General features: G+C 54.0%; 28 protein-coding genes. 27 read left to right on the forward strand and 1 reads right to left on the reverse strand.

Translation table 11 applies throughout. From position 1 onward, the window contains the following. The first annotated feature begins 11 nt into the window (after positions 1 to 11). From rpmD to cysS, 18 genes are all read left to right on the forward strand, one after another. The gene (gene rpmD, locus PLO63_14025) at positions 12 to 209 is read left to right on the forward strand and encodes a 50S ribosomal protein L30 (GenBank protein HOI75257.1); all 198 of its coding nucleotides are present in this window, start codon (positions 12 to 14) and stop codon (positions 207 to 209) included. Beyond that, positions 206 to 649, forward strand: coding sequence for a 50S ribosomal protein L15 (gene rplO, locus PLO63_14030; GenBank protein ID HOI75258.1), 444 nt, complete (start codon positions 206 to 208; stop codon positions 647 to 649). The genes rpmD and rplO overlap by 4 nt, the downstream gene beginning before the upstream one ends. Continuing rightward, complete coding sequence (secY, locus tag PLO63_14035) at positions 646 to 1,959, forward strand: preprotein translocase subunit SecY (protein HOI75259.1); 1,314 nt, start codon at positions 646 to 648, stop codon at positions 1,957 to 1,959. The genes rplO and secY overlap by 4 nt, the downstream gene beginning before the upstream one ends. 24 nt (positions 1,960 to 1,983) lie before the next feature. Continuing rightward, positions 1,984 to 2,733: a type I methionyl aminopeptidase gene (gene map / locus PLO63_14040; protein ID HOI75260.1), complete on the forward strand. Its 750-nt coding sequence runs from the start codon at positions 1,984 to 1,986 to the stop codon at positions 2,731 to 2,733. A 45-nt stretch (positions 2,734 to 2,778) separates the two neighbouring features. Continuing rightward, positions 2,779 to 2,997, forward strand: coding sequence for a translation initiation factor IF-1 (gene infA / locus PLO63_14045; protein ID HOI75261.1), 219 nt, complete (start codon positions 2,779 to 2,781; stop codon positions 2,995 to 2,997). A gap of 65 nt (positions 2,998 to 3,062) precedes the next feature. Beyond that, positions 3,063 to 3,176 (forward strand): 50S ribosomal protein L36, encoded by a 114-nt coding sequence (gene rpmJ / locus PLO63_14050; protein ID HOI75262.1) that lies wholly within the window; start codon positions 3,063 to 3,065, stop codon positions 3,174 to 3,176. Positions 3,177 to 3,196: 20 nt separating this feature from the next. Next, on the forward strand, positions 3,197 to 3,565 hold the full coding sequence (gene rpsM / locus PLO63_14055; GenBank protein HOI75263.1) for a 30S ribosomal protein S13: 369 nt from the start codon (positions 3,197 to 3,199) through the stop codon (positions 3,563 to 3,565). 24 nt (positions 3,566 to 3,589) lie between these two features. Next, complete coding sequence (rpsK, locus tag PLO63_14060; GenBank protein ID HOI75264.1) at positions 3,590 to 3,982, forward strand: 30S ribosomal protein S11; 393 nt, start codon at positions 3,590 to 3,592, stop codon at positions 3,980 to 3,982. Positions 3,983 to 4,048: 66 nt separating this feature from the next. Next, the gene (gene rpsD, locus PLO63_14065; protein HOI75265.1) at positions 4,049 to 4,675 is read left to right on the forward strand and encodes a 30S ribosomal protein S4; all 627 of its coding nucleotides are present in this window, start codon (positions 4,049 to 4,051) and stop codon (positions 4,673 to 4,675) included. A 45-nt stretch (positions 4,676 to 4,720) separates the two neighbouring features. Next, entirely contained in the window at positions 4,721 to 5,737 is a 1,017-nt protein-coding gene (locus PLO63_14070) for a DNA-directed RNA polymerase subunit alpha (protein HOI75266.1), read from the forward strand. 27 nt (positions 5,738 to 5,764) lie between these two features. After that, positions 5,765 to 6,178: a 50S ribosomal protein L17 gene (rplQ, locus tag PLO63_14075; protein ID HOI75267.1), complete on the forward strand. Its 414-nt coding sequence runs from the start codon at positions 5,765 to 5,767 to the stop codon at positions 6,176 to 6,178. 163 nt (positions 6,179 to 6,341) lie between these two features. Then, on the forward strand, positions 6,342 to 6,596 hold the full coding sequence (locus tag PLO63_14080) for a hypothetical protein (protein HOI75268.1): 255 nt from the start codon (positions 6,342 to 6,344) through the stop codon (positions 6,594 to 6,596). A gap of 104 nt (positions 6,597 to 6,700) precedes the next feature. Continuing rightward, positions 6,701 to 7,996, forward strand: coding sequence for a folylpolyglutamate synthase/dihydrofolate synthase family protein (locus PLO63_14085; protein ID HOI75269.1), 1,296 nt, complete (start codon positions 6,701 to 6,703; stop codon positions 7,994 to 7,996). Between the two features lie 357 nt (positions 7,997 to 8,353). Next, the gene (gene lptD / locus PLO63_14090) at positions 8,354 to 10,657 is read left to right on the forward strand and encodes an LPS assembly protein LptD (protein HOI75270.1); all 2,304 of its coding nucleotides are present in this window, start codon (positions 8,354 to 8,356) and stop codon (positions 10,655 to 10,657) included. Between the two features lie 133 nt (positions 10,658 to 10,790). Further along, entirely contained in the window at positions 10,791 to 11,219 is a 429-nt protein-coding gene (gene rplM, locus PLO63_14095; protein HOI75271.1) for a 50S ribosomal protein L13, read from the forward strand. 34 nt (positions 11,220 to 11,253) lie between these two features. Beyond that, positions 11,254 to 11,643, forward strand: coding sequence for a 30S ribosomal protein S9 (gene rpsI / locus PLO63_14100; protein ID HOI75272.1), 390 nt, complete (start codon positions 11,254 to 11,256; stop codon positions 11,641 to 11,643). A 105-nt stretch (positions 11,644 to 11,748) separates the two neighbouring features. Next, positions 11,749 to 12,783, forward strand: a complete 1,035-nt coding sequence (argC, locus tag PLO63_14105) for an N-acetyl-gamma-glutamyl-phosphate reductase (GenBank protein HOI75273.1) — start codon at positions 11,749 to 11,751, stop codon at positions 12,781 to 12,783. Between the two features lie 124 nt (positions 12,784 to 12,907). Next, positions 12,908 to 14,389, forward strand: coding sequence for a cysteine--tRNA ligase (cysS, locus tag PLO63_14110; GenBank protein HOI75274.1), 1,482 nt, complete (start codon positions 12,908 to 12,910; stop codon positions 14,387 to 14,389). Positions 14,390 to 14,529: 140 nt separating this feature from the next. Here cysS and PLO63_14115 read toward each other — a convergent pair whose 3' ends face one another. Next, the gene (locus tag PLO63_14115; GenBank protein HOI75275.1) at positions 14,530 to 15,261 is read right to left on the reverse strand and encodes a L,D-transpeptidase family protein; all 732 of its coding nucleotides are present in this window, start codon (positions 15,259 to 15,261) and stop codon (positions 14,530 to 14,532) included. On the opposite strand from PLO63_14115, the gene PLO63_14120 reads away from it, so the two are divergent. The 9 genes from PLO63_14120 to cas1c all read left to right on the forward strand — a co-directional run bounded on the left by PLO63_14120 (position 15,260) and on the right by cas1c (position 24,952). Beyond that, positions 15,260 to 15,424 carry a hypothetical protein gene (locus tag PLO63_14120; protein HOI75276.1) on the forward strand — a complete coding sequence of 55 codons (165 nt, stop codon included), beginning with the start codon at positions 15,260 to 15,262 and terminating at the stop codon, positions 15,422 to 15,424. The genes PLO63_14115 and PLO63_14120 overlap by 2 nt on opposite strands. A gap of 374 nt (positions 15,425 to 15,798) precedes the next feature. Further along, positions 15,799 to 18,279, forward strand: coding sequence for a CRISPR-associated endonuclease Cas3'' (locus tag PLO63_14125; GenBank protein HOI75277.1), 2,481 nt, complete (start codon positions 15,799 to 15,801; stop codon positions 18,277 to 18,279). Next, positions 18,263 to 19,036, forward strand: a complete 774-nt coding sequence (gene cas5c / locus PLO63_14130) for a type I-C CRISPR-associated protein Cas5c (GenBank protein HOI75278.1) — start codon at positions 18,263 to 18,265, stop codon at positions 19,034 to 19,036. Before PLO63_14125 ends, cas5c begins: the two co-directional genes overlap by 17 nt. Beyond that, positions 19,033 to 20,976 (forward strand): type I-C CRISPR-associated protein Cas8c/Csd1, encoded by a 1,944-nt coding sequence (gene cas8c, locus PLO63_14135; GenBank protein HOI75279.1) that lies wholly within the window; start codon positions 19,033 to 19,035, stop codon positions 20,974 to 20,976. Before cas5c ends, cas8c begins: the two co-directional genes overlap by 4 nt. Positions 20,977 to 21,000: 24 nt before the next feature. Further along, entirely contained in the window at positions 21,001 to 21,876 is an 876-nt protein-coding gene (gene cas7c / locus PLO63_14140; protein ID HOI75280.1) for a type I-C CRISPR-associated protein Cas7/Csd2, read from the forward strand. 6 nt (positions 21,877 to 21,882) lie between these two features. After that, positions 21,883 to 22,203: a type I CRISPR-associated protein Cas7 gene (locus PLO63_14145; GenBank protein ID HOI75281.1), complete on the forward strand. Its 321-nt coding sequence runs from the start codon at positions 21,883 to 21,885 to the stop codon at positions 22,201 to 22,203. A gap of 54 nt (positions 22,204 to 22,257) precedes the next feature. Beyond that, a complete protein-coding gene (locus tag PLO63_14150) occupies positions 22,258 to 23,289 on the forward strand; it encodes a virulence RhuM family protein (protein ID HOI75282.1) in 1,032 nt (343 codons plus the stop codon). Continuing rightward, positions 23,286 to 23,924, forward strand: a complete 639-nt coding sequence (gene cas4 / locus PLO63_14155; protein ID HOI75283.1) for a CRISPR-associated protein Cas4 — start codon at positions 23,286 to 23,288, stop codon at positions 23,922 to 23,924. The genes PLO63_14150 and cas4 overlap by 4 nt, the downstream gene beginning before the upstream one ends. Next, a complete protein-coding gene (gene cas1c / locus PLO63_14160; GenBank protein HOI75284.1) occupies positions 23,921 to 24,952 on the forward strand; it encodes a type I-C CRISPR-associated endonuclease Cas1c in 1,032 nt (343 codons plus the stop codon). The genes cas4 and cas1c overlap by 4 nt, the downstream gene beginning before the upstream one ends. Positions 24,953 to 24,961 lie beyond the last annotated feature (9 nt).

Here is a 24,961-nt window from a genome sequence, read left to right on the forward strand (position 1 = left end):
GGGATACAGCCGTGGATAAGAAACTGAAGATTACGCAGGTCAAGAGCTATATAGGACGGCCAGAGGCCCATCGCAAGGTTCTCAAGGGAATCGGGCTGGGAAAGATGAACAAGACCGTCGTCCTGGAGGACACACCGGCCATTCGTGGAATGGTACAAAAGGTGATCCACTTGGTCTCGGTGGAAGAAATCGAGGTTCGCAACTCATGAATCTTGGATCATTGAAACCCTCCGAGGGTTCGCGAAAGAAAAAGAAACGCGTCGGCCGGGGCGAAGGGTCCGGTCACGGTGGGACATCCTGCCGGGGGCACAAAGGACAGAATGCGCGCTCCGGAAGCAGCAGGAATCCGGGATTTGAAGGCGGCCAGATGCCTCTGTACCGCAGACTTCCCAAAAGGGGATTCCGGAATCCGTTCCGCAAGGACATCGCGATCATCAACATCGGCCAGTTGAACCGCTTTCCCGAGGGATCGATCATTGATGAAGCGATCCTGATCCAGAACGGTCTCGTTCATCACGCCGGTGATGGGATCAAGGTTCTCGGGAAAGGAACGCTTGACCGGCCCCTGTCAGTGAAACTCGATATGGTCAGTCGGGGGGCCAGGGAGAAGATTCTTGCCGCCGGCGGCTCCGTCGTCGAGGGGGCCTGAACTTGATAGGCGGGTTATCAAACATCCCGAAGATCCCGGAGCTCCAGAAAAGGATCCTCATCAGCTTTTTGCTGTTGTCGGTTTACCGGATCGGGGCCCACGTTCCAACCCCCGGCATCGATTCTGTGGCGCTGGCCGCTTTTTTCGAGCAAGCTAGGGGATCTCTCCTGGGGCTCTTTGACATGTTTGCGGGAGGAGCGCTGAGCAATTTCTCCGTGTTCTCCCTGGGCATTATGCCCTACATCAGTTCCTCCATCATACTACAGCTCCTGACCATCGCCATTCCTCACCTGGAAAGGCTTTCCAAGGAGGGTGAGGCCGGAAGAAAGAAAATCACCCAGTATACCCGGTACGGTACGGTTCTGCTCAGCATCATCCAGGGGTTTGCAATCGCGGTAGGACTCGAAAGCATGGCCGGGCCCACCGGCGCATCGATCGTCCTCGAACCCGGGTGGGGATTCCGCCTCATGACCATGATCACCCTGACGGCGGGGACAGCCTTCATTATGTGGCTGGGTGAGCAGATCACGGAGCGGGGAATCGGAAACGGCATTTCACTGATCATCTTTGCAGGGATTGTCTGCCGGGCTCCAGCGGCTATTTTCAACACGTTCCGGCTGCTTTCCAGCGGAGAAATGGGAATATTCTTCATTATCATTTTGATCGTTCTGATGATCGGCGTTGTCGGCGTAATTGTTTTCGTTGAGAGCGCACAGAGGCGAATTCCGATCCAGTATGCCAAGCGGGTTGTGGGAAGAAAGGTTTACGGGGGACAGACAACACATCTCCCGCTGAAAGTAAATACGGCAGGCGTCATTCCGCCCATTTTTGCATCCTCGATCATCATGTTTCCTGCGACGCTGGCCAACTTCATTACCCATCCCTGGATGAAAGTAGTTTCTGATTCGCTGGTTCCGGGCAGGATGGCTTATGAACTTCTATACGTAGGGTTTATCGTCTTCTTCTGTTATTTTTATACAGCGGTTGTTTTCAACCCCGTCGACGTGGCGGACAACATCAAGAAATATGGCGGTTATATTCCCGGTATCCGGCCGGGAAAGAAGACGGCCGAATATATCGACGCCGTGCTGTCGCGACTGACCTTCGGAGGCGCGATTTATGTCTCAGCGGTGTGTGTGCTGCCAAGCATCCTGATCAGCAACTTCAACGTTCCATTTTATTTCGGTGGAACCGCTTTATTAATCGTGGTTGGTGTGGCTCTGGACACGGCGGGTCAGATTGAGACACATCTTCTGACGCGGCAGTACGAAGGATTCCTTAAAAAAGGCCGCCTGGCAAAGCGGCGTTGAAAACGGAAAGCTTCGACGGCTGTCATGGTTATCCTCAAATCGCCGGAAGAGATTGAAACCATTCGCAACGCCAATCGGATTGTGGCGGAAATACTCGGCGAACTGGAGATCATGGTGAAGCCGGGGATCACCACCCGGGAACTGGACCAGCACTCGGAAAAGCTGGCCAGGAAAAAGGGAGCGAAGCCGGCCTTCAAGGGATACAGGGGTTATCCCTTTTCACTCTGTGCCTCCGTGAATGCAGAAGTGGTTCACGGGATGCCGTCCGACCGGGTTCTCAAGGACGGGGACATTGTGGGGCTGGATTTCGGAGCGCTTTACAAGGGTTATTACGGCGACGCCGCCATAACGGTTCCCGTGGGCGAGGTTTCCGAAGAGGCAAAAAGGCTGATACGCGTTACCGAGGAGTGCCTCTACAAGGGAATTGAACAGGCGAGAAGCGGTCAGCGGCTGGGAGACATCTCCGCTGCCGTCCAGAAGCATGTGGAGAATGCGGGCTTTTCCGTTGTCAGGGATTTCGTCGGTCACGGAATTGGAAGGGCGCTGCATGAGGAACCCCAGATTCCGAATTATGGTGTGGAGAAGCGCGGGATCGAGTTGAAGTCGGGAATGGTCTTGGCCATCGAACCGATGGTAAATCAGGGCGGATGGCGGGTTCGGGTGATGAATGACGGATGGACCGTTGTGACGGCGGACGGAAGGTTGTCCGCCCATTTCGAACATTCTATCGCCATCACAAAAAACGGTCCCGTGATCTTGAGCCGCGTTCATTAAGAACGGAGTCTTCTGGAGGGGATTGGGAGGAGCCGGTACGGAGCCATGGCAAAGGAAGAGCCCATAGAGGTGGAAGGCAGGGTTGTAGAACCACTGCCGAACGCCATGTTCCGGGTAGAGCTGGAAAACGGTCACCGCGTTCTTGCTCACATTTCCGGGAAGATGCGGATGCATTTTATCAAGATTCTGCCGGGCGACCGGGTCACGGTGGAGCTTTCGCCATATGACCTGACCCGTGGAAGGATCATATATCGGGCAAAATAGCCCGGCCAGCGAGCCGCTCCGGATCAAGCAGGGAAGGGGCGGCAGGACAGCAGGGAGGGAGTGTCGTGAAAGTACGGTCTTCCGTGAAGAAAATCTGTGACAAGTGCAAGATCGTCAAGAGGCGTGGCGTGCTCAGGGTCATCTGTGAGAATCCGAAGCATAAGCAGCGTCAGGGATAATTCGTACCAGGAGGTTTTCAGTGGCGCGCATTGCTGGAGTGGATTTGCCGAAAAACAAGCGGATGGAGATTGCCCTGACCTACATCTATGGCATCGGTCGGACGAAGTCCCTGCAGATCCTCAAGGAAGCGGGGATCGCTCCCGAGACGAAGACGGATGTCCTCGCGGACGCGGAGATCACCGCCATCCGGAATATCATCGACCGAGAACACAAGGTGGAGGGAGATCTTCGACGGGATATATCCATGGCCATCAAGAGGCTGATGGATCTGGGGTCCTATCGCGGTTTGAGGCACAGGAAAGGACTGCCCGTGCGAGGACAGCGTACCCGAACCAACGCCCGGAGCCGAAAAGGCCCAAGGCGGGGTGTCGGAGCCAAGAAAAAGTAGTGACCAAGCGCTTACGGAGGAATCATGGCTAGGCCAGCGCGAAAGACGGGCAAGAAGAAGGAAAAAAAGAACATCGCGGAAGGGGTTGCCCATATCCAGTCGACGTTCAATAACACGATCATAACCATTACGGACCTCAGCGGGAACGTAATCGCCTGGTCTTCTGCGGGAGTCCAGGGCTTCAAGGGTTCCCGGAAGAGTACCCCCTTCGCGGCGCAGATGGCGGCGGAAGATGCTGTCAAGAAGGCCAAGGAACACGGGATGAGAACCGTACAGGTTTATGTGCGTGGGCCCGGTGCGGGGCGGGAGTCGGCCTTGAGGGCGCTCCAGGTTGCCGGTCTGAATATCAGCCTGATACGGGACGTCACCCCGATTCCCCATAACGGATGCCGTCCGCCAAAGAGGCGTCGCGTGTAAGACCCGGGCTTGATTCGGCCGGGCAGATTTCCAACAATATTTGCAGATGAGCTGAGGGAGGAACCGTTGGCGAGATACACGGAATCCGCATGCAGGCGGTGCCGGAGAGAGGGACTGAAGCTGTTCCTCAAGGGAGACCGTTGTTACAGTGAGAAGTGCGCATACGAGCGGCGCGGTTATGCTCCGGGCGAGCACGGACAGATTCGGAAAAAATTCTCCGATTACGGCGTCCAGTTGAGAGAAAAGCAGAAACTGAAGAGGATGTACGGAGTATTGGAGAAGCAGTTCCGCGGTTATTTTGAGATGGCGGATCGGCAGAAAGGCATCACCGGAACCAACTTGCTGGTTCTTCTGGAGCGCAGACTGGATAACATGGTTTTCCGGATGGGTTTTGCCAGTTCCCGGACGGAGGGCCGCCAGTTGGTCCGGCACAACCATTTCCTGGTGAATTCCAAACCGGTCAACATTCCCTCATACCTGGTGAAAACCGGTGACTCGATCGAGATTCGAGAGGGGAGCCGGAAAGTGGAAAGAATCATCGAGGCCATGGAGACAGTGGCCAGGCGGGGAGTTCCCTCCTGGCTGGAACTGGATAAGGAGAACTTCCGGGGAGGTGTCAAGGCCCTTCCCAGCCGAGAAGAACTCACCATGCCCGTGCAGGAGCAGCTGGTCGTCGAGCTGTATTCGAAATAACGGCTGACGGCCCGGCTTGAGAGTGGCGGAAAGGAAATCACGTCTATGCAAAGCAATTGGCGCAGTCTGATACGGCCCAAACGTATCGAGTGCGATGAGGGCACGCATACCCGTTCCTATGGAGAGTTCACGTGTCAGCCCCTGGAGAGAGGATTCGGCATCACGCTGGGCAACGCCCTGCGAAGGGTGCTCCTGTCATCCATTCAGGGTGCGGCGGTTGTTTCCGTAAAGTTCGACGGTGTCCTTCATGAATTCGACACAATTCCGGGGGTGAAAGAGGATGTGACGGACATCATCCTCAACATCAAAGGCGTACGTTTCAAGATGCACGGCGAGGGTCCCCGGACGGTAACCATTGACCGCACGAAGAGTGGAACCGTAACGGCAGCGGACATCGTAACGGATGGAACCGTGGAGGTGCTCAACCCGGAGCACTACATTGCCACCCTGTCGGGAGAAGCGCCGTTTTCGGCCTCCATGGTCGTGAAGACGGGAAAGGGTTATGTCCCGGCGAAGCGGGAGAGGGATGTCGATCAGCCGGAAGGGACGATCAACATCGATGCCATCTTCTCGCCGATCAAGAAAATCAATTACACCGTCACGTACGCCCGTGTCGGCCAAGTGGCGGATTACGACAAGCTGATTCTCGAAATATGGACCGACGGAGGCGTTCTACCCGAGGATGCGGTAGCATACGCAGCCAAAATCCTGAAGGATCAACTGGACACCTTCATCAATTTCGATGAAGTGGAGGAAGAAGAGGCGCCTGCGCAGGAACCGGAGCGGGACGTCAACGAAATGCTGCTCCGCAGTGTCGACGACATGGAGCTCTCCGTGCGCTCGGCCAACTGCCTGAAGAACGCGGGAATCAAGCTCATCGGGGAACTGGTCCAGAAGTCGGAAGCGGAAATGCTCAAGACGAAGAATTTCGGAAGGAAATCGCTTAACGAAATCAAGACGATTCTGGACGAAATGGGCCTGAATTTCGGGATGAAGCTCGAATTCCCACCCTGGAACCGGGCCGCCGATGCGGATGAGATCGGCGGAAGCCGTGACAGTTAACCAGCCGTTGAGGAAAGGACCGGACTCATGCGTCACCGGAAACTGACAACGAAACTCGGAAGGACCTCCAGCCACCGGAAAGCCATGTTCCGCAACATGGTTACTTCCTTCCTGAAATACGAAAAGATCGAGACAACGGACATCAAGGCGAAGGAGCTGCGGCGCATCGCTGAAAAGATGGTGACGCTGGGAAAGCGGGGCGATCTGCATGCACGGCGCCAGGCCCTGGCCTATGTGCGGGACCGGGATGTCGTGGAGAAGCTGTTCGAGCAGATCTCGTTGCGGTTCAAGGATCGCAGGGGAGGCTACACGAGAATCGTCAAGACCGGTTTCCGGACGGGGGACAATGCTCCCATGGCCCTCATCGAGTTCGTCGGGGAAGAGAAGGAAAAGGCTCAGAAGGCCAAGAAGGCATCCAAGTCCAGGCAGAAGGCGTCATAGATCCGCAGCCGGCCGGGCCGGCTGTACAGCGAACCATCGAGAGGCAGGCCGATGAGGCCTGCCTCTCTTTTTTCTTGTCTTTTTACGGGTTCGGAGCTACGTAACCAAAACGGGAAAAAACGGGTTCATATCCCGAAAAGGATAACCGGCGAAAGGAGGTACCATGGCGGATATCAAAATCGGAGAAGTTGTGAAGTTCTTTGCGAAACCAAGCGTCGCCGCCGTCAAGATCACGGACGGGGAACTCAAGGTCGGGGAATCCATCAAGTTTTTCGGCCATACCACGGATTTGACGCTGGTGATCGATTCCATGGAAGTGAACAACCAGAAAGTGGAAACGGCTGTAGCAGGCGATTACATCGGGATCAAGGTGCCCGATCGGGTCCGGCCGGGAGACGAGGTCTTCAAGGTCGAATAGCCGGGCAGGACGTCATCATCTAGTTCGGGAAGGCCATGGGCTGGCGTATTGAATCCGCCGGATCCATGGCTTTTTCTTATTGACCTCGTCGGTGCGCTTCGATCATGTCCTATCAGGAATCACTTCAGTACATCTCCAGCCTCGGCGGAATGGGCATCCGGTTCGGCCTGGACCGCCTGAAGCGTGTTCTGGACCGCCTGAACAGCCCCCAGGAGGCCTGCCCCTCCGTAGTCATCGCGGGTACAAACGGAAAGGGGTCCGTCGCTGCCGTGACGGCCTCCGTTCTTCAGGCCTCGGGCCTCCGCGTCGGCCTCTATACGTCCCCGCATCTGGTGGACCTGCGGGAAAGAATCCAGGTTGCGGGCCACTGGATCGGGAAGGGTCATTTTTCCCGTCACGTTGAAGAAATAAGAAGAAAACTTTCCGGAGACGTCCTCACCTATTTCGAGTTTCTCACCACCATCGCGTTTCTCGAATTCCGGCGTGCCGGTGCCGATGTCGCCGTCCTTGAAGTCGGCATGGGCGGCAGGCTCGATGCCGCCAATGTCGTTGCGGACCCCGTGGTCTCGGTGATTACGACGATCGGCCTGGAGCACACGGCCTACCTGGGCAGGACGCTCCGGAACATCGCCGGTGAAAAGGCGGGTGTCATCCGGGAGGAGGGGGTCTGCGTCACCGGCGTACACCAGCCGTCGGTTCGGCATGTTCTCGATGAGGAGTGCCGGCGGAAGCGGGCAACGCTCTTCCGGCTAGGGCGGGATTTCAAGGGCCGTCCCACGGGCAGGGAAAGCTTTTCATATCGGGGGCGGATCTGGAGGGAGCGATCCCTGCCCTGCCCGCTCCGGGGACGGTATCAGATCGATAACGCCGCCGTCGCCATCGCAACCCTGGAGGTGATGGCCGAGCGTGGATTTCCGGTGGACATGGCGTCGATCCGGACCGGACTGGCCATGACGCATTGGGCCGGACGGATGGAAACAATTCCCGGAGATCCGCCGATCATCCTGGATGGAGCCCACAATCCTGCCGCCATGTCCGTTCTCTGCCGGGACCTCAAACGGGAAGCCTCTACCCGGCCGGTGGTTTTCCTGTTCGGCGTCCTGGAAGACAAGGACGCCGCCGCCATGCTGAAAAGAATACGCGGTGTGGCATCGGATGTGGTTCTGACCGAAACCCTTTCGGAAAGGGGCCTGCCTCCGGAAAAACTTCGGGACCTAGCCTCCCGCATTCTGTCCATTCCAATCGACGTCTGCCCGGATCCCCGGGAGGGCTTGCAGAGAGCCCGGGAAAAAGTGGGAAAGCACGGCCTGATCTGCGTGACCGGCTCGCTCTATCTTGTCGGTGCCGTGAAAAAGCTGTTCCCTCCCGTGGCAGAATATGATAGGGAAAGCCCTCCGTAAATTCAGGAATGTACTAAGGATATCCGCTTACAACCGGGAACGGGACCCATGGGTGCAGGCCAAGACAACCGCATCATTACGCTTTTCCTGTTTCTATTTCTTTTCTTTCCGGTTTTGATTCCTTTGACCGCTGTTGCTGCTGTAGAGCCCGCGGCCCCTGTTTCGACGGTTTCGTCAACGGAATCCACGCAAAACGGTGCCATTTCGGAAGTTGCGAATGACCCGGCGGTGGGGAAACCCATCCGGCAGGAAAAAGCGGATGTGGAAAGCGATGCCCATGCGGCGCAGGTCTCTGTGACACTCTCCGGAATCATAACGGATCCTTTTGGTAAGCCTCTTCCCGAAACCCGGGTGGAGATGGTTCACAGGCCCCAGACCCGGGTCGAAACCGACTACGACGGTCGTTTCTCCATCTCCGGTTTGCCCGGCGAGCCGCTTCTTCTCAAGGTCACCCGGGCGGGATTTCTTCCCCTGTTCATTTCGCGGCCGGAGCCCGGGGCTCCTGCAGCGGACGACCTTGCACGGTATATCCTGTACCCCGACGAGGAGAGCCTTCCCCTCCCCGCCGGGAAGGGTGGGCCGGTCCAGGTTGAAGCGGACCGGTTTGGATATGAACAGGACCCGGAGGCATATCTGGCAGCGGGCAACGTTTTTGTAACCTATGACAGTACCGTCCTCGTGGCGGAGAAGGTCCGCATCGACCGGGCAACCGACGAGGCGTCGGCGGAGGGGCACGTGCTGGTCCTCGGTGACGGGGACATCCTGGAGGGAGACAGGGGGACGCTCAAGATCGAGGCCAAGACGGGGGTCATCTACCAGGGCCGCCTGTTCCTGGCGAAGAATCACATGTACGTCCAGGGAGACCGGATCGAAAAGCGGGCCGAGGCAACCTACCGGGTGGAGAATGTCTCGGCCACGCCCTGTGACGGGGACAGGCCCGACTGGCGGTTCACCGGCCAGGAGCTTGACGTCACCGTCGACGGGTACGGCAAGATCTATCACGGGCGTTTCGAAGTGCGGAACCAGCCCGTGATCTATACCCCGTTCCTGATGTTTCCGGCAAAGACGACGCGGCAGACCGGTTTTCTCCTTCCCTATTTCGGCTATTCAAGAGACAAGCTGGGCGTGGATGTGGATGTGCCGTTCTACTGGGCCGCGACCAAGAACATGGACGCCACGCTTTACACGCGCACCATGACCAAGCGGGGAGTCCAGGAAGGGCTTGAGGTGCGGTATGTTACGGCGGGCGGCTCTTTCGGCACGTTTTACGGCGACGTCCTCAGCGACCGGAAGGAGATCAGCGAGAACCTCGGTTTCATAAGCCGGAACTGGTCATCGGGCCAGCGCAGATGGGCCTTGTGGTGGAATCATGAGACCCGGTTCGCGAACAACAGCTACATCCGGGCGGACATCGCCAAGGTCTCCGACGCTTTCTACTTCCGGGATTTCTCATCCCATAACTATTTCCTGTCTTCCTACGCCAGCGATCCGTCGGACCGTTTCCGGAGAGTCTCTTTCCTGGCGAATGAATCCCTGACCCAGCTGGATTCAAGCATCCGTTATGTGAAGGACTGGACCAACGCCAACCTGACTGCCGCCATCCGCTATACCGACGATTTTTCCAAGTCGACCAACGCGGCGACCCTGCAGCGCTACCCGGAGATCACTTTCACCACCACGCAGCAGCAGATCCCGGACACGCCGCTGTACGTCCAGTTCAACGGCATCTATGACTATTTCTACCGGAACACTGGGCAGAAGGGGCACCTGCTGGACGTCAAACCGACTATCAGCCTGCCGAAGACGATATTCCAGCGTTTCCAGGTCAAGCCCTTTATGAGCTGGGAGGGGACGTTCTGGAGCCGGGACGACAGCGTCAGCCTGACCACGGACACCCGCCAGGGGGAGCGGCAACTCTTCCACATGGGAGCCACCATGTCGACGGAAGTGCAGAAAATATTTTCCGTCAACCTGCTGGGAGTGGACAAGATCCGCCATGCCATCAAGCCGGAGGTGACGTACGGCTATATCCCGAATACGGCCCAGGCGGACATTCCCGATTTTGCCACCGCGGTCAACGAGATGAATGCCGTCACGTATTCCGTGACGAACACCCTCACGGCCCGCCGCAAGGACAGGAAAACCGGCAAGACGACCTATCAGGAATGGGTCCGACTGAAGCTGGCCCAGACGTTCGACATCATCGAAGCGAGGCGGACCATGGAGGTGGGGTCGGCGGGAAACAGGCCCTTCAGCGTGATGGACATGGAACTGGACCTGACGCCGGTTTCCTATCTGACCTTTGCCGCCCGGAACAAGCTGGACGTCAACACGGGAGGATGGACGCAGACCAATTACGATCTGACCCTGTCCGATGCACGAAAGGATTCGATCACGGCGGGATACCGGTACACGAAGGACACTCTGGAGGAGCTGAATCTGACGATCAAGGCCGTCATCACGCCGTCCCTGGACATCATGTACACCCATCGCCGGAATCGCCTGGATAACAAGGACGTGGAGCGGACGTACAGCCTTCAGTACAGGCGGCAATGCTGGGAGATCATGGTCAGTTTCTCCGACAATGTCACCTATCTGGCGAACGGTGTGGAGGAGCCGGACCGGGTCTATGCGGTCAAGCTCTCCCTGTACGGCCTCTAAGCCCCGTGCGTGGAGCGCGGATAACAGCCCGCCTGCGTTTCCGCAAGCATTCCGGACAAGGATTTTTCCTTGACAAACCCACCCGGATTGCGTAGGTTCCACCTTTCAATTTTACATGGCTGGTGATCACTCAATGAAGACATACAGCGCCAGAAAGGAAGACGTACAGCGGGACTGGTACGTCGTGGACGCCGAGGGAAAGACGCTGGGCCGGCTGGCCAGCGAGATTGCATCGCGGCTGCGAGGCAAGCACAAACCGGTCTATACGCCCCACGTGGATACAGGGGATTTTGTCATTGTTGTGAACGCCGGCAAGGTGGTTCTCACGGGCAAGAAACTCACCGACAAGATGTATTACTCGCACTCCGGCTATCCGGGAGGACTGAAGTCCATTGCAGCGGGAAAACTCCTGCAGACCCGGCCGGAAGAGGTGCTCCGCATCGCTGTCCGGGGCATGCTTCCGAAGAACACCCTGGGAAGGCAGATGCTCAAAAAGCTCAAAATCTACAAGGGCAGCACCCATGTCCATGAGGCCCAGAGCCCCAGGACACTCGATCTGTAGGCAACAGCAGGGAAGATTCGATCTGGAGAGAAACATGGAAAAACGCTTCTACGCAACAGGCAAGCGGAAGACGGCCATCGCCAGGGTTTACATGAAGGAAGGCACCGGCCAGCTGGTCGTCAACAAGCGCAATTTCGACGACTACTTCACCCGGGACAGCTTGAAGATGCTGATCCAGCAGCCGCTGGAGATCACGGGAAAGAAGGGTCTTTTCGATTTCTACATCAACGTGAACGGCGGCGGCAGCGCAGGTCAGGCCGGAGCCGTCAAGCACGGAATTGCAAAGGCGCTCATCGACTTCGACGCCGATCTGCGCTCCGTCCTGAAGCGGGCCGGATTCCTGACCCGGGACTCCCGCATCAAGGAGCGCAAAAAGTACGGCCAGCCGGGGGCCAGGAAGCGATTCCAGTTCTCCAAGCGCTAACGGAGAGGGGGGCTTTCGGGCCTCCCTTTTTTTTTCCGCCCCTTCCGGGCATTCTTATCCCTCAATCCGGCGTCCACCGAAGCCGGAGATTCCTGGTGGCGATCCATGAAAGTCGGTATTTACGGAGCCAGCGGATACACGGGCCAGGAGCTTCTGCGGATCCTCCTGAACCATCCCCATGTGGAGGTCACGGCCGTCACGTCCCGGCAGTACAAGGGAATGGCTGTTTCCGATCTCTATCCCGTCTTTACGGACCGGACAAACCTGGCCTTTCTCGATGCTTCTCCGGAAGAGGTGGCCGAAGCAGCGGACTTTATCTTCCTGGCCCTTCCGCATGGCGGGGCGATGAAAGTGGCCTCCCATTTTCTCGATGCCGGGAAGAAGGTTGTCGACCTGAGCGCCGACTTTCGACTCCGGAAGGTGGAAACCTTCGAGGCCTGGTACGAGAAGCACGGCGCCCCCGGCCTGATCAAGGAAGCGGTGTACGGAATTCCCGAGCTGTACCGGAGCGAGATCCGGTCGGCCCGCTTCGTTGCCAATCCAGGATGCTATCCCACCAGCATCATCCTCGGGTTTGCTCCGCTCCTGAAAGAGGGCCTGATCGACACGGAGACGCTCATCGCCGACTCCAAGTCCGGTGTGAGCGGCGCCGGGCGGGAGGCCCAGATCGGCTCGCTCTTCTGCGAAGTCGACGAGGGTTTCAAGGCCTACAAGGTGGGCCAGCACAGGCACACACCGGAGATCGAGCAGGAGTTGGGTGTCCTCGCCGGCCGGGAGATCTTCCTCTCATTCACCCCTCACCTGCTCCCGGTGAACCGGGGGATCCTGAGCACTCTTTACGCCCGCCTGACAGGGAGCATGTCCACCGCGGACCTGGCGGAGCTGTTCCGCCGCTTCTACGAGCGGGAGCCCTTCGTCCGGGTCTACCGGGAGGGAAGCGTCCCCAACATCTCGTCGGTCAAGGGAACCAACTTCTGCGACATCGGCGTGGTGGCGGACAAGCGGACGGGCCGGGTCATCGTGCTGTCCGCCATCGACAACCTGGTGAAGGGGGCCTCGGGGCAGGCCGTCCAGAACATGAACCTGATGTGCGGTTTCCCGGAGGACGCTGGGCTCGGCATGCTGTCCGTGTTCCCCTGATGCCCGCCTGGCGTGCGGAGCGGCTCCCCGGATCGCAAGGACAGGACGTTTCGAATATCCCGCAGGCGAAGAGCTGGAAATGTTTCCTGGCGGATCGCATGCCCACGGACACGGAGGAGTTTTCATGTCCCTGAAACTCTACAACACCCTGACGAGACGGAAAGAGGAATTCAAACCCATCGCGCCCGGAAAGGTGGGCATGTACGTCTGCGGGATCACCGCCTATGACGTCTGCCACATCGGCCACGCCCGCTCCGCCGTCGTCTTCGACGTCATCACCCGCTACTTCCGGTATGCCGGGTTCGACGTCACCTACGTCAAGAACTTCACCGACGTGGACGACAAGATCATCGAGCGGGCCAACCGGGAGAAGACGACCATCGGGGAGATCTCGGAGCGCTTCATCGCCCGGCACAACGACGATATGGGAGCCCTCGGCATCGAGCCGCCGACGGTGACGCCCAAGGCGACGGAGAACATCGACGGCATGATCCGCCTCATCCGGACCCTGGAGGAAAAGGGGCTGGCCTATGCCATGGACGGGGACGTCTACTACTCCGTGGAGGGATTCCGCGGCTACGGGAAACTCTCGGGACGCAACCTGGAGGACATGCTGGCGGGTGCCCGGGTGGACGTGAACGAGCGGAAGCGAAACCCCCTGGATTTCGCCCTGTGGAAGGCCAGCAAGGAAGGGGAGCCCTGGTGGGACAGCCCCTGGGGACCCGGCCGGCCGGGCTGGCACATCGAGTGCTCCGTCATGAGCCAGCGCTTTCTCGGCGAGACCTTCGACATCCACGGCGGCGGCGAGGACCTGATCTTCCCCCACCATGAGAACGAGATCGCCCAGTCCGAAGGCGCCTACAGGAAGCCCTTCGCCAATTACTGGCTCCACAACGGCTTCGTCCGGATCAACTCCGAGAAGATGTCCAAGTCCCTGGGGAACTTCTTCACCATCGAGGAGATGCTCCGGCGCTATGCCCCGGAGGTCCTGCGCTTCTTCATGCTCCAGAGCCATTACCGGAGCCCCGTGGACTTCTCCGAGGAGTCGCTGGCGGAGGCCCGGCAGGGCATGGACCGGTGCTACAGCACACTGAAGCTGCTTCAGGACGCCCTGAAGGCGGGCGAGGGCACGGCGGAGGCCGACTCATCCTCGCTGGCCGGGAAGGAGAAGGACCTGGCGGAGGTCTTGTCACGGCTGCCGGAACGGTTCTCCGAGGCCATGAACGACGACTTCAACACGGCCCGGGCGCTGGGTTACGTCTTCGACGTGATCCGCCACCTGAACGGCTATCTGCTGGACAAGGCCTTCCGCGTCACGCCGGCTTCCATGGCGGTCCTGCGCCAGGCCCGGGAGACCCTCGACAGGCTCGGCCGGGTCTTTGGGCTTTTCCTGGTGGATCCGGACCGCTACCTCCTGGAGGACCGGGAGCGGGAAGCCACCAAGCGCGGACTGGACGTGGCGGAGATCGAGCGGCTCATCGCCGGACGCCGTGAGGCCAGGGAAAACAAGGACTGGCACAGGGCAGACGAGATCCGGAAGGAGCTGGCGGCCCGGCAGGTCGTGCTGAAGGACGGACCCTCCGGGACGACCTGGAGCATCCAGTAGGCAAGCCGGCTCGGTAGAAAAAGACAAGGGCGCGGGCGAGTGGCCGGAGGGTCATGGGTCCGCGCCCTTTTTTTATGGCTGCGGAAGCAAGGATCGGGTAATTCGTTTTTCGTCTGCGTCCTGCGCGTGTGCCGACTGATTCAGGGCAGGCTCCAGGGGGCGCGCCTTTTTTCGTATTCCTCATCCGGCAGTTGAATCAGGACCGGCTGCGCATCCGATTCGAGCCACCGCAGGACCCGCTCCAGGTCCTCCGCCGACAGGGCCGTGCATCCCTCCGTCGGCGAAGCGGGCCCCCGCCGCCGGTGCAGGAAGATGCACGAGCCGGCCCCCGGCAGGACGGGATCGGCGTTGTGCTCGATGACGGCTCCCAGGCGGTATAGACCGTCCTCCCGGAGCATCGCCTCGCGGCTCTTCCAGTCCGGCACCGCTCCAGAACTGTCGAAGATAAGGTTGTAGGAGGCCGATGCCGGATCGTCGATGCAGAGGGTCTCCGGCGTGATCCGCCGGTAGGGGAGCCGGATCCATGGGACGTCCTCCGGCTCCGCGTATCCGAAAGCCCGATGGATGCGGAAAATCCCCGCCGGCGCTTTCCCGTCGCCCTCCCGCTTCCGCGGCTCTTCCTCTTCCGCCAGGGGATGGATCCCCCGCCCCCAGGCGAGGCCGTGCTTTCCAAGCATGACGGGCATGTCGCCGGGCTCGACGTACCAGGCCGAGCGCGGATTCACCCGGGAGCAGAGCCGGAGCGTGCCTTCCGTCGCTTTCCATCCCCCGGTCCTCACGACCAGGGCCTGCCGGCACTTCCACGGCCAGGCGTCCCCGAGACGCTCCATCTCAAGGCAGGCGGGGGTGGCAGGGGGGCGGATGTCAGCCATGGAATTCTCCTTCGTTCCGAATGCCTTTACGACAACCGGCCCCGGCCGTCCAGTCGCGAAATTCTCCAATAAAAAACTTCCCAATGAAAAAATGCGACAAGCCCTCGTCGTCTCGATGTTGAATGAAGAGATTTATGGAGAGAGTATTAAGCGGACTGCATGACTGAATGGCGGGAGAATTCGATTATCTGGAAATGATGTCATGATGCTGATGAAAACGTAATGACAATGATGGTTCTGCATGATATGGTCCGGCAACTCCTCAAAATAGACCAAACCGCCCCTGATTCTTCATGGAGAAAGATAAGCTCATCATGCAGAAACGAGGGCTTCAAAAGTCTGCAGAGATACTATTAGAAGAATATTCGGAATTTGTCCAGGGAATGTGTAATTATATTATTATGATAAGTCTATAGGTCCACGTCTGCTCACACGACGCTCTGACCTGCTGTTAACATGACTGATATTGAGCCCGCAAGCCACGTTAGGAAGGTAGAGTATCTCATATATTTAAAGTGATATATAATTGAGGTCACAATGGATTACATCGCACATGATAAGCAGTCATTAAAAGATCATCTCGAAGGTGTTGCTAAACTCGCAAAAAAGCACGCTGAAAAAATTGGGATGAAAGAATATGGAGAACTTCTCGGACTTCTTCATGATTTCGGAAAATACAGTAGTAAGTTTCAGAAATACATAGGAGATTCTATTAGAAAGAATGATCCCGAATTCAATCCTGACGAAGACGAAGATTTTGAAGATCCTACAGGCAAGAGAGGGAAAATCGATCATTCTACAGCCGGTGCCCAATATCTTACTCAATATCTTAATGACAAGAATACTTCATCCAATGCCCATAAAATCGTCGGGCAAATCCTTTCCCTTTGCTTAGTGTCACATCACTCAGGACTTATCGATTGTATTAAGACTGGCAACAAAGGGACATGGGATTCCTATTCCGAGCGCTTATCAAAGGATTATGAAAAAACACACGTAGTCGAATGTACAAAGTCGTCCGATAAGGAGATATTGAATAGGATAAGCAACCTGCTTGCGGATCAATCCTTCACAAAGCCATTCGAGAAAATGTGCTGCAATATCGTGTGCTTATCTTCAGAGAAAAGTCCTACTTCTGTGATCGCTCAATTCCAGTTAGGATTGCTTGTAAGATTTTTGTTCAGTGCATTGATTGATGCCGACCGTCAGGATTCGGCCGATTCAGGGAATCCTAAGAATAAAAAGTATCGTCTCTGCGGAAATTATAAAAATTGGGATATTTTAATCAAGAGGCTTGAAAGAGAGTATAAGACTTTTAAAGTAAAAAAGCGTGTTGATGAAGTTCGTAATGACGTAGCTGAACATTGTCTTCACGCTGCAACAAGATCAAAAGGCTTGTTTACTTTAACAGTCCCCACGGGCGGGGGAAAAACACTCGCCAGTCTTCGTTTTGCGTTACTCCATGCAAAAAAGCACGATATGGATCGAATTTTCTATATAATCCCGTTTACAACCATCATTGATCAGAACGCACAAGTCGTTAGAAGGATTTTGGAGCCGGATGGGTTTGCGGAAGATGCTGGTAAAATCGTGCTTGAGCATCACTCGAACATTGGATCCGATGCACAAAGCTGGAAAGAAAAGCTGCTGACAGAAAATTGGGATGCACCGGTAATATTTACTACAATGGTTCAGTTTCTAGAGGTGCTTTTCGGGGCAGGTAATCGAGGTGCGAGAAGGATGCATCGGTTGGCCAAGTCGGTAATAATTTTTGACGAGATTCAGACCCTGCCGTTACATTGTGTCCATCTTTTCAACAATGCAATCAATTTTCTCGTTGATCAATGTGGCAGCACGGTTGTTCTCTGCACGGCCACGCAGCCTCTTCTTGGGACCGTTGATAAAAAGAAAGGAAGCTTAAACCTTTCCCAGAAGAATGAATTGATGCCCGACGTTAGCAGGTTGTTTACCGATCTGAAGAGGGTTTCTGTTCATGATTGCCGAAATGCGACCGGATGGACTTACCATGATATTGCAGCGCTTTCCGTTGAACGGGTCAAGACGGATGGGAATTGCCTTGTCGTGGTCAACACAAAGAAAGCGGCAGAGAGAATTTTCAAGGAAGGGGGAAATGAATATTTTGAGGCATTTCATTTAAGTACGGGAATGTGCCCTGTGCACCGAAAGCAAATGCTTGATGTAATTCACCAAAAGCTGAAAGAGGAAATGCCGATCCTATGTGTCAGCACACAGTTAATTGAAGCCGGTGTAGATATAGATTTTCGTTCAGTTGTTCGACTGTTAGCAGGGCTTGACTCCATAACGCAAGCTGCCGGCCGCTGCAATCGGCAGGGAAGTCCGGAAACCGGAAAAGTTTTCATTATCAATTGTATAGAAGAAAACCTTACACATCTCGATGCAATTAGGATTGGTCAGGAGAAATCAAATCGTGTCCTCGACGATTATAGGGAGCAACCGGAAAAATACGGCGGCGACATCATTGGACCCGAAATGCTCAAATGGTATTATCAGAATTATTTTTTCGACCGCAAGAATGTTATGGATTATCCATTCGATGAATTTCGGAAAGACACATTGCTACAACTGTTATCTACGAATGAGAATGCTGTGGGTGATTTCCAACGGGCGAATAAAACAAAGCCTTTAATCAATCTGCGTCAATCTTTCATGACAGCGGCTAAACATTTCAAGTCAATCGAGGCCCCGACACAAAGCGTTATCATTCAATATGGCGAGGATGGACGAAATCTTGTCAGTCAACTCTGCGCCTCTTTTAATGTTGAAAAGCAATATCCGCTTATTAAAAGAGCACAGCATTATTCAGTTAACTTGTATCCTCATGAATTTGAAAAACTGGTCCAAGAAAATGCCCTTTATCGTGTACAGGAGGGTATGGAAATTTATTACCTCGATGTCCAGTACTACAGCAAGAAAACCGGTTTGTCTTTGGTACCGGTAGAAGAGGGGGAACAGTTCAAAAATGAATACATTGCCTAAAAACACTATTGAATTCAGGCTGTGGGGCAGATACGCGCTTTTCACTGACCCTCTTACAAAGATTGGTGGTGAGAAATGTTCTTATCATCTGCCGACTTACGAGGCGCTTAAAGGTGTTTGTAAATCAATTTACTGGAAACCAACTTTAACCTGGGTGGTGGATGCTGTTAGGGTAATAAAGCGCATACGAACGCAAACGAAAGGCACAAAGCCTCTCAATTATGGTGGAGTTTATCCAAGTGAAAAAGCTCACGGCAAAAAGCAAGAGAACTTTTATGACCTTGCAATCTATACTTTCCTTTCAGATGTCGAATATCAAGTGAGGGCACATTTCATATGGAATGAGAATCAAAAAAAACTGGAAAAAGACCGTATTGATGGCAAGCACTATGCCATCGCCAAACGGATGCTGGAGCGCGGAGGTCGTCAGGATATCTTCCTTGGCACGCGTGATTGCCAAGGCTATGCTGAGCCATGCGTATTTGGCGAAGGAAAAGGAGCTTATGACAATGAAGAGGAAATTGCGTACGGTCTGATGTTCCATGGTTTCGATTATCCTGATGAAACTGGGGAGAACAAACTTGTCGCACGTTTCTGGTATCCCGTGCTGAAGAAAGGGGCTTTGGTTTTTGAAAGGCCTGAAGATTGTAAGCAGAAGTATAAGAAAGTTGTACGACAAATGTACGCGAAAAGGTTCGGAACCGAAAATGTAAAAACGGTCGAACTCGAAGCCGCGGAACTGGAGGTGTCGGTATGAGCTGGATGCAGAAACTATATGAAACATGTGCTGTGATCAACGGGTTGCCTTTAAACCAAAATGAACGTCCTTGGCCAGTTTCTCACATGGTCAAGAAAGCACATGTAGAAGTTACAATTGACATTAAAGGAAATTTTAAAAGAATTGACAAATTGGAAGGAAAAAATGCAGCCACGATTATACCAGTTACAGAATCTTCAGCTAATCGTACAAACATAGATGAACCTCACCCACTGTGTGAAGAACTAAGTTATTGCGCTAAAGATTTACCGAATCGTAAGAGGAAAAGATTTGAGTTAATGTATTCTTTGCTAGATTGTTGGGCGAAATCCACTGATTTCTCTCATCCAAAAGTTAAAGCAATTCGAGATTATCTAAAGAATGATGGTAATCTGTATAGAGAATTATTTAAGAATAAATTGTTGCCTTTTAAAACGATGAATTCGAAAGGAAAGAAGACACCAGTTGATGACAGTAAAATATTTGTTAGATGGAGAATAGTGGAGCCCGATAATCAATGTTCAGGCACGTGGGAAGATGAATCGTTGATAGAAGCTTGGAAAAAGTTTGATGAGCGACAAAATAAGCATCACAATAAAACTTTTTGTATGCTTTCTGCACAGAATGTAAGGATTGCAAAAAGTCATCATAAATACTTAAGAACATCTGATGATGGTGCTAAACTCATTTCATCAAATGATTATAGAGGGTTTACTTTTCGAGGACGCTTTACAGATGGAAAAGATGATTACGCTAGGCAAGCTTGCACAATTGGTTACATCGAAAGTCAAATGGCACACAATGCATTGAGATGGTTGATTCGCAGGCAAGGTTATTACAAAGTCGAAGGTGAGTTCGTAAGATGTTTTGTTGCCTGGGCTGTAAATTGGAAGCCTATTCCCGATCCATGCGCAAGTTCATGGGATTTTCTTGGGAAAGAGTTCCAACCACAAGGTAACCTACCTTCGTCGATTGGTGATGTTGGTCAGTCATTTGCGAGGCGTTTTCAAAAGAAGCTTGACGGATATAAAGCCAGTATTGCCGATTCGGAAGATATTGTCGTTATGGGTTTGGATTCTGCAACACAGGGAAGGATGGCAATTACTTTTTACCGGGAGCTGACCGGTTCTGAATTTTTAAAACGAATAGAAAAATGGCATACTGATTTTGCATGGTTTCAAAATTACGGACGGAATAAAGAGGACAAGAAAAAGCAAATAATTTTTGAGGGTGCGCCTGCACCAAGAGATATTGCATGGTGTGCCTATGGTAGCAAAGTGGAGGGTAAGAACGGCGTCAAGTTTCTCAATGCAACAGTGGAACGGCTGATGCCGTCAATTATTGACGGAAGGGCGGTTCCCCGTGATTTAGTTGAACGGTGTATCCGCCGTGCCTTAAATCGCGCTGGGTTTAAATTTGAAAAGGATGGAAGCCAACCTGATTTTGAAAAGTGTCTTGGCATAGCATGTTCGCTGTTCAAAGGTTGTAATATGGAAAGGAGGTACAAAATGGCTCTTGAGGAAAACAGGAGTTCGCGGGATTACTTGTATGGCAGGCTGCTCGCGGTAGCGGAAAAGGTTGAGTCCATGGCGCTCTACTTTGCCAATGAAAAACGCGAAACCACAGCAGCACGGTTGATGCAGAGGTTTGCTGACAGGCCTTATTCAACATGGCGAACGATCGAGACAAGTCTTGCACCATATAAGGCGCGCCTGAACGCAAAAAGACCCGGCTTGCTGAACGGCTACAACGAATTAATGGATCAGATTTGTTGTAAAATTACCACTGACGAATTCACGAAAGACAGCAGACTAAGCGGCGAATTCCTGCTTGCCTATCACTGTCAGCGCAAGTGGCTCAATGAGCATGCGCGCGATAAAGGCCGATGGGTGGCAAAGACAACAGATGAAGACGATCAGGCAAAAGAATCAGACGAATAAATACAATGCAAAGGAGGAACGATCATGGCGACTTTAAGCAAAAAGATCGATTTTGCTGTTATCATGAGTGTGAAGAATGCCAACCCTAATGGCGATCCTTTAAACGGCAATCGTCCACGAACTGATTATGATGGCTTTGGTGAGATCTCAGATGTCTGTTTAAAAAGGAAAATTCGGGATAGATTGCTTGAAAAAGGAGAAATAATATTTGTACAGTCGGATGACAATAAAATAGATGGCTATCCAAATCTTAGAAAGCGGGCAGAATCTGTACTTGGTAATATAGAAAATACATCAGCAATGCGAAATAAAGCCTGTGAGACATGGTTTGATGTTAGATCTTTCGGTCAAATTTTCCCTTTTAAGGGGTCTGACAAGAAAAGAAAAAAAGGAGAGTCTAAAGATAGTTCAGAAAGTGGTGAAAGTGCAACTGGTAGCTCAATAGGAATAAGAGGCCCTGTTACAATACATCCTGCTTTTAGTATAGAAGATATAAACGGCAATATTATATCAGAACAGATTATTAAATCTACGAGCCTTGAAGGTGATGGAATAAAAAGGCAACCTGACCAAATGGGAATGAAGCATCGCATCGGAAAGGAAGTCATCTATGTAACATTCGGGAGCATGAACCCACAGCTTGCCGAACGGACTGGTTTTTCCGATGAAGATGCGGATGTGATCAAAACCATCCTACCAAAGCTTTTTGAAAATGATGCCTCAGCAGCGCGTCCTGAAGGAAGCATGGCTGTAAGGAAAGTTATCTGGTGGGAACATAACTGTAAGGCCGGACAACATTCTTCAGCTAAAGTACATAAAACGGTTTCTGTCAATCCTGATGGAAGTTTCACTCTAAAAAACTTAGAAGGTTTAAAACCGGAAGAGATTGATGGTTTTTGAAACGCAATAGCCCATGACTGTGTTTCGACACATCTTGCCGCTCAGACGAAGTTCTCCGAGGAGGACCTGGAGAAACTCTGGAATGCGCTGACGAATATGTTCGAGCATGACCGGTCTGCCGCCCGGGGGCTGATGTCCACCCGTGGTTTGATCGTTTTCAAACATGATACCGCCCTTGGCAAGGCTCCGGCTCACAGACTTTTCGAACTCGTGCAGGTTAGGCGAAAAACGGATCCATCAAAGCCGGCAAGAGCATTTGGGGATTATGAAATTGTGATTGATGAAACCCGACTGCCCACCGGTATGACATTGGATGTCAAGGTGTGAGACTGTAGTAACTATTTTCGTCGATGAACAACGAGCCTTTGAAAGGCGACACACATGAAAAGAAAGAGAGAACCACCTTCGACAGGTGAGTTGATTCTGTATCAGACGGAGGATGGTGAAACCAAGGTTGAGGTGCGCCTTAAAGATGATACCGTTTGGCTAACCCAACGGCTTATGGCTGAGTTATTCCAGAAGGATGTTCGGACCATCAATGAGCACATTAAGCACATTTTCACGGAGGGGGAGCTTTCTCCGGGTTCAGTTATCCGGAATTTCCGGATAACTGCTACCGACGGGAAGCAATACGACACCTCCCATTATAATCTGGATGTGATCATTTCCGTTGGATATCGGGTAAAGTCCCTTCGCGGCACGCAGTTCCGCATCTGGGCCACGCAACGCCTCCGGGAATTCATCGTAAAAGGTTTTACCCTTGATGATGACCGCCTCAAGCAGGCGGGAGGCGGTGCTTACTTCGACGAACTGCTTGCCCGTATCCGGGATATCCGCTCTTCGGAGAAAATCTTCTGGCGCAAGATCCTGGATATCTATGCCACCAGCATTGACTATGAGCCAAACACTGAACTTTCCAGGCAGTTCTTTGCCTCCGTTCAGAACAAGATGCACTGGGCAGCCCATGGTCAGACGGCGGCGGAGGTGATTCACGGCCGGGCGGATGCGGACAAGCCGTTCATGGGCCTGACGTCTTGGCTGGGAAGCACCCCACGGAAAGCGGATGCTATCATTGCCAAGAATTACTTGAATGAAAATGAATTGGACATCCTGAACCGGATTGTCAGCATGTACCTGGATTTCGCGGAATTACAGGCTTTGAATCGCAGGCCCATGCATATGCGGGACTGGCTGGAGAAACTGGACGATTTCCTGAAAATCAGCGGGCGGGACATTCTGACGGATGGAGGCACGATCAGCCATGACGAAGCGATTGAGAAGGCAGCCGCAGAGTATGAGCGTTATCAGCGGGAAAGGATAAACGAACCTTCCATTGTTGAGCGTGATTGCCTGAAAGCTATTCGCGAAGTCAGGCGGATCGAAGATTCCAGGAACAAGGGCAGAAAGAAATGACGGACGAAGCGCAGGACAATCTGCTTATGATCTCTGCCTTGCAGCACTATGCGTACTGTCCCCGCCAGTGCGCTCTCATTCACATTGAGCAGATGTGGACAGAGAACCGCTTCACCGTCGAAGGACGGATCATGCACGAGCATGTCCACGAGGAGGGGAGGGAATCCCGTGGTGACGTGAGGATCGAACACGGGGTTCCCCTTCGCTCGCTTCGGCTGGGCCTCATTGGAAAAGCCGACGTCGTGGAATTTCATCGCCGGGAGGATGGTTCCTGGCGGCCATTTCCCGTGGAATACAAACGGGGAAAACCCAAACCGGACGACTGCGACAAGGTCCAGCTTTGCGCCCAGGCGCTCTGCCTGGAAGAGATGCTGGGTGTTTCCATCCCTGCAGGAGCGATCTTCTATGGCCGGACCAGGCGTCGTCTTGATGTCGCGTTCGACGGAGCACTGCGGTTGGAAACGGAGGAAGCGGCGCGTCGCACACACGAATTGGTTTCTTCCGGACGGACGCCGCCTCCGGAATATTCGAAGAAGTGTGATAGCTGCTCGCTCGTGGCGGACTGCTTGCCGAAATCCATCCGGAGAGGCCGATCGGTGAAGAAATATTTGTCGAGAATGCTGGCGGAGCCATGAAAAAACATCTCAACACGTTGTTTGTTACCACCCAGGGCGCCTATCTCGCCAAGGAGGGGGAGACGATTGCCGTCAAGGTGGACAAGGAGGTTCGCCTGCGTCTGCCCGTTCACACCCTGGGGGGAATCGTCTGCTTCGGCAATATCTCACTGAGCCCGTTCCTAATGGGTTTTTGCGCGCAAAACGGCGTCGGGATCAGCTATCTCTCCGAACAGGGACGATTCCTGGCCAGGGTACAGGGGCCTGTATCGGGAAATGTCCTGCTGCGCCGCGAGCAGTATCGGCGGGCGGATGATTTAAAATTCTCCGCCGACATCGCCGGATCGATTGTGGCGGGGAAAATAGCCAACAGCCGGACCGTCATCCAGAGAACTCTGCGGGACCACGGGGAGAAAGTGGACAGAGCCGCTTTGGAGCGTGTGGTGAGCCACCTTGGGAACAGTGTCGCATCACTCGGTAACGGTCAGGCTCTTGATGCAGTCCGTGGGATCGAGGGAGATGCAGCCAGGGCTTATTTTGACGTCTTCAGTCATCTGATCGTCGCGCAAAAGGAATCGTTCACGTTCAGCGATCGGAATCGCAGGCCGCCTCTGGACAACGTCAACGCTCTTCTCTCGTTTGTCTATACCATGGTCATGCATGATGTCCGATCTGCACTGGAGGGAGTGGGATTGGATCCGGCCGTCGGTTTTCTCCATCGGGATCGCCCGGGGCGGCCGGGCCTCGCTCTCGACCTGATGGAGGAGTTCCGGCCTTTTCTGGCGGACCGGCTTGCCCTTTCGTTGATCAATCTGAGGAAAGTACAAGGCAGGGGTTTCCGAAAAGCTGAGACAGGGGCAGTGCTTATGGATGACGAAACCCGGAAGACGGTCATCGTTTCTTATCAGGAGCGGAAACAGGAGGAGATCCTTCATCCGTTCCTGGGAGAGAAAGTGACGATCGGGTTGCTGTTTCATGTCCAGGCGCTTCTCCTGGCGCGTTATCTGAGGGGGGACCTGGATGGATATCCGCCCTTCATCTGGAAGTGATCGCTCATG

The organism is Syntrophales bacterium (assembly GCA_035363115.1).
GTDB lineage: Bacteria > Desulfobacterota > Syntrophia > Syntrophales > PHBD01 > PHBD01.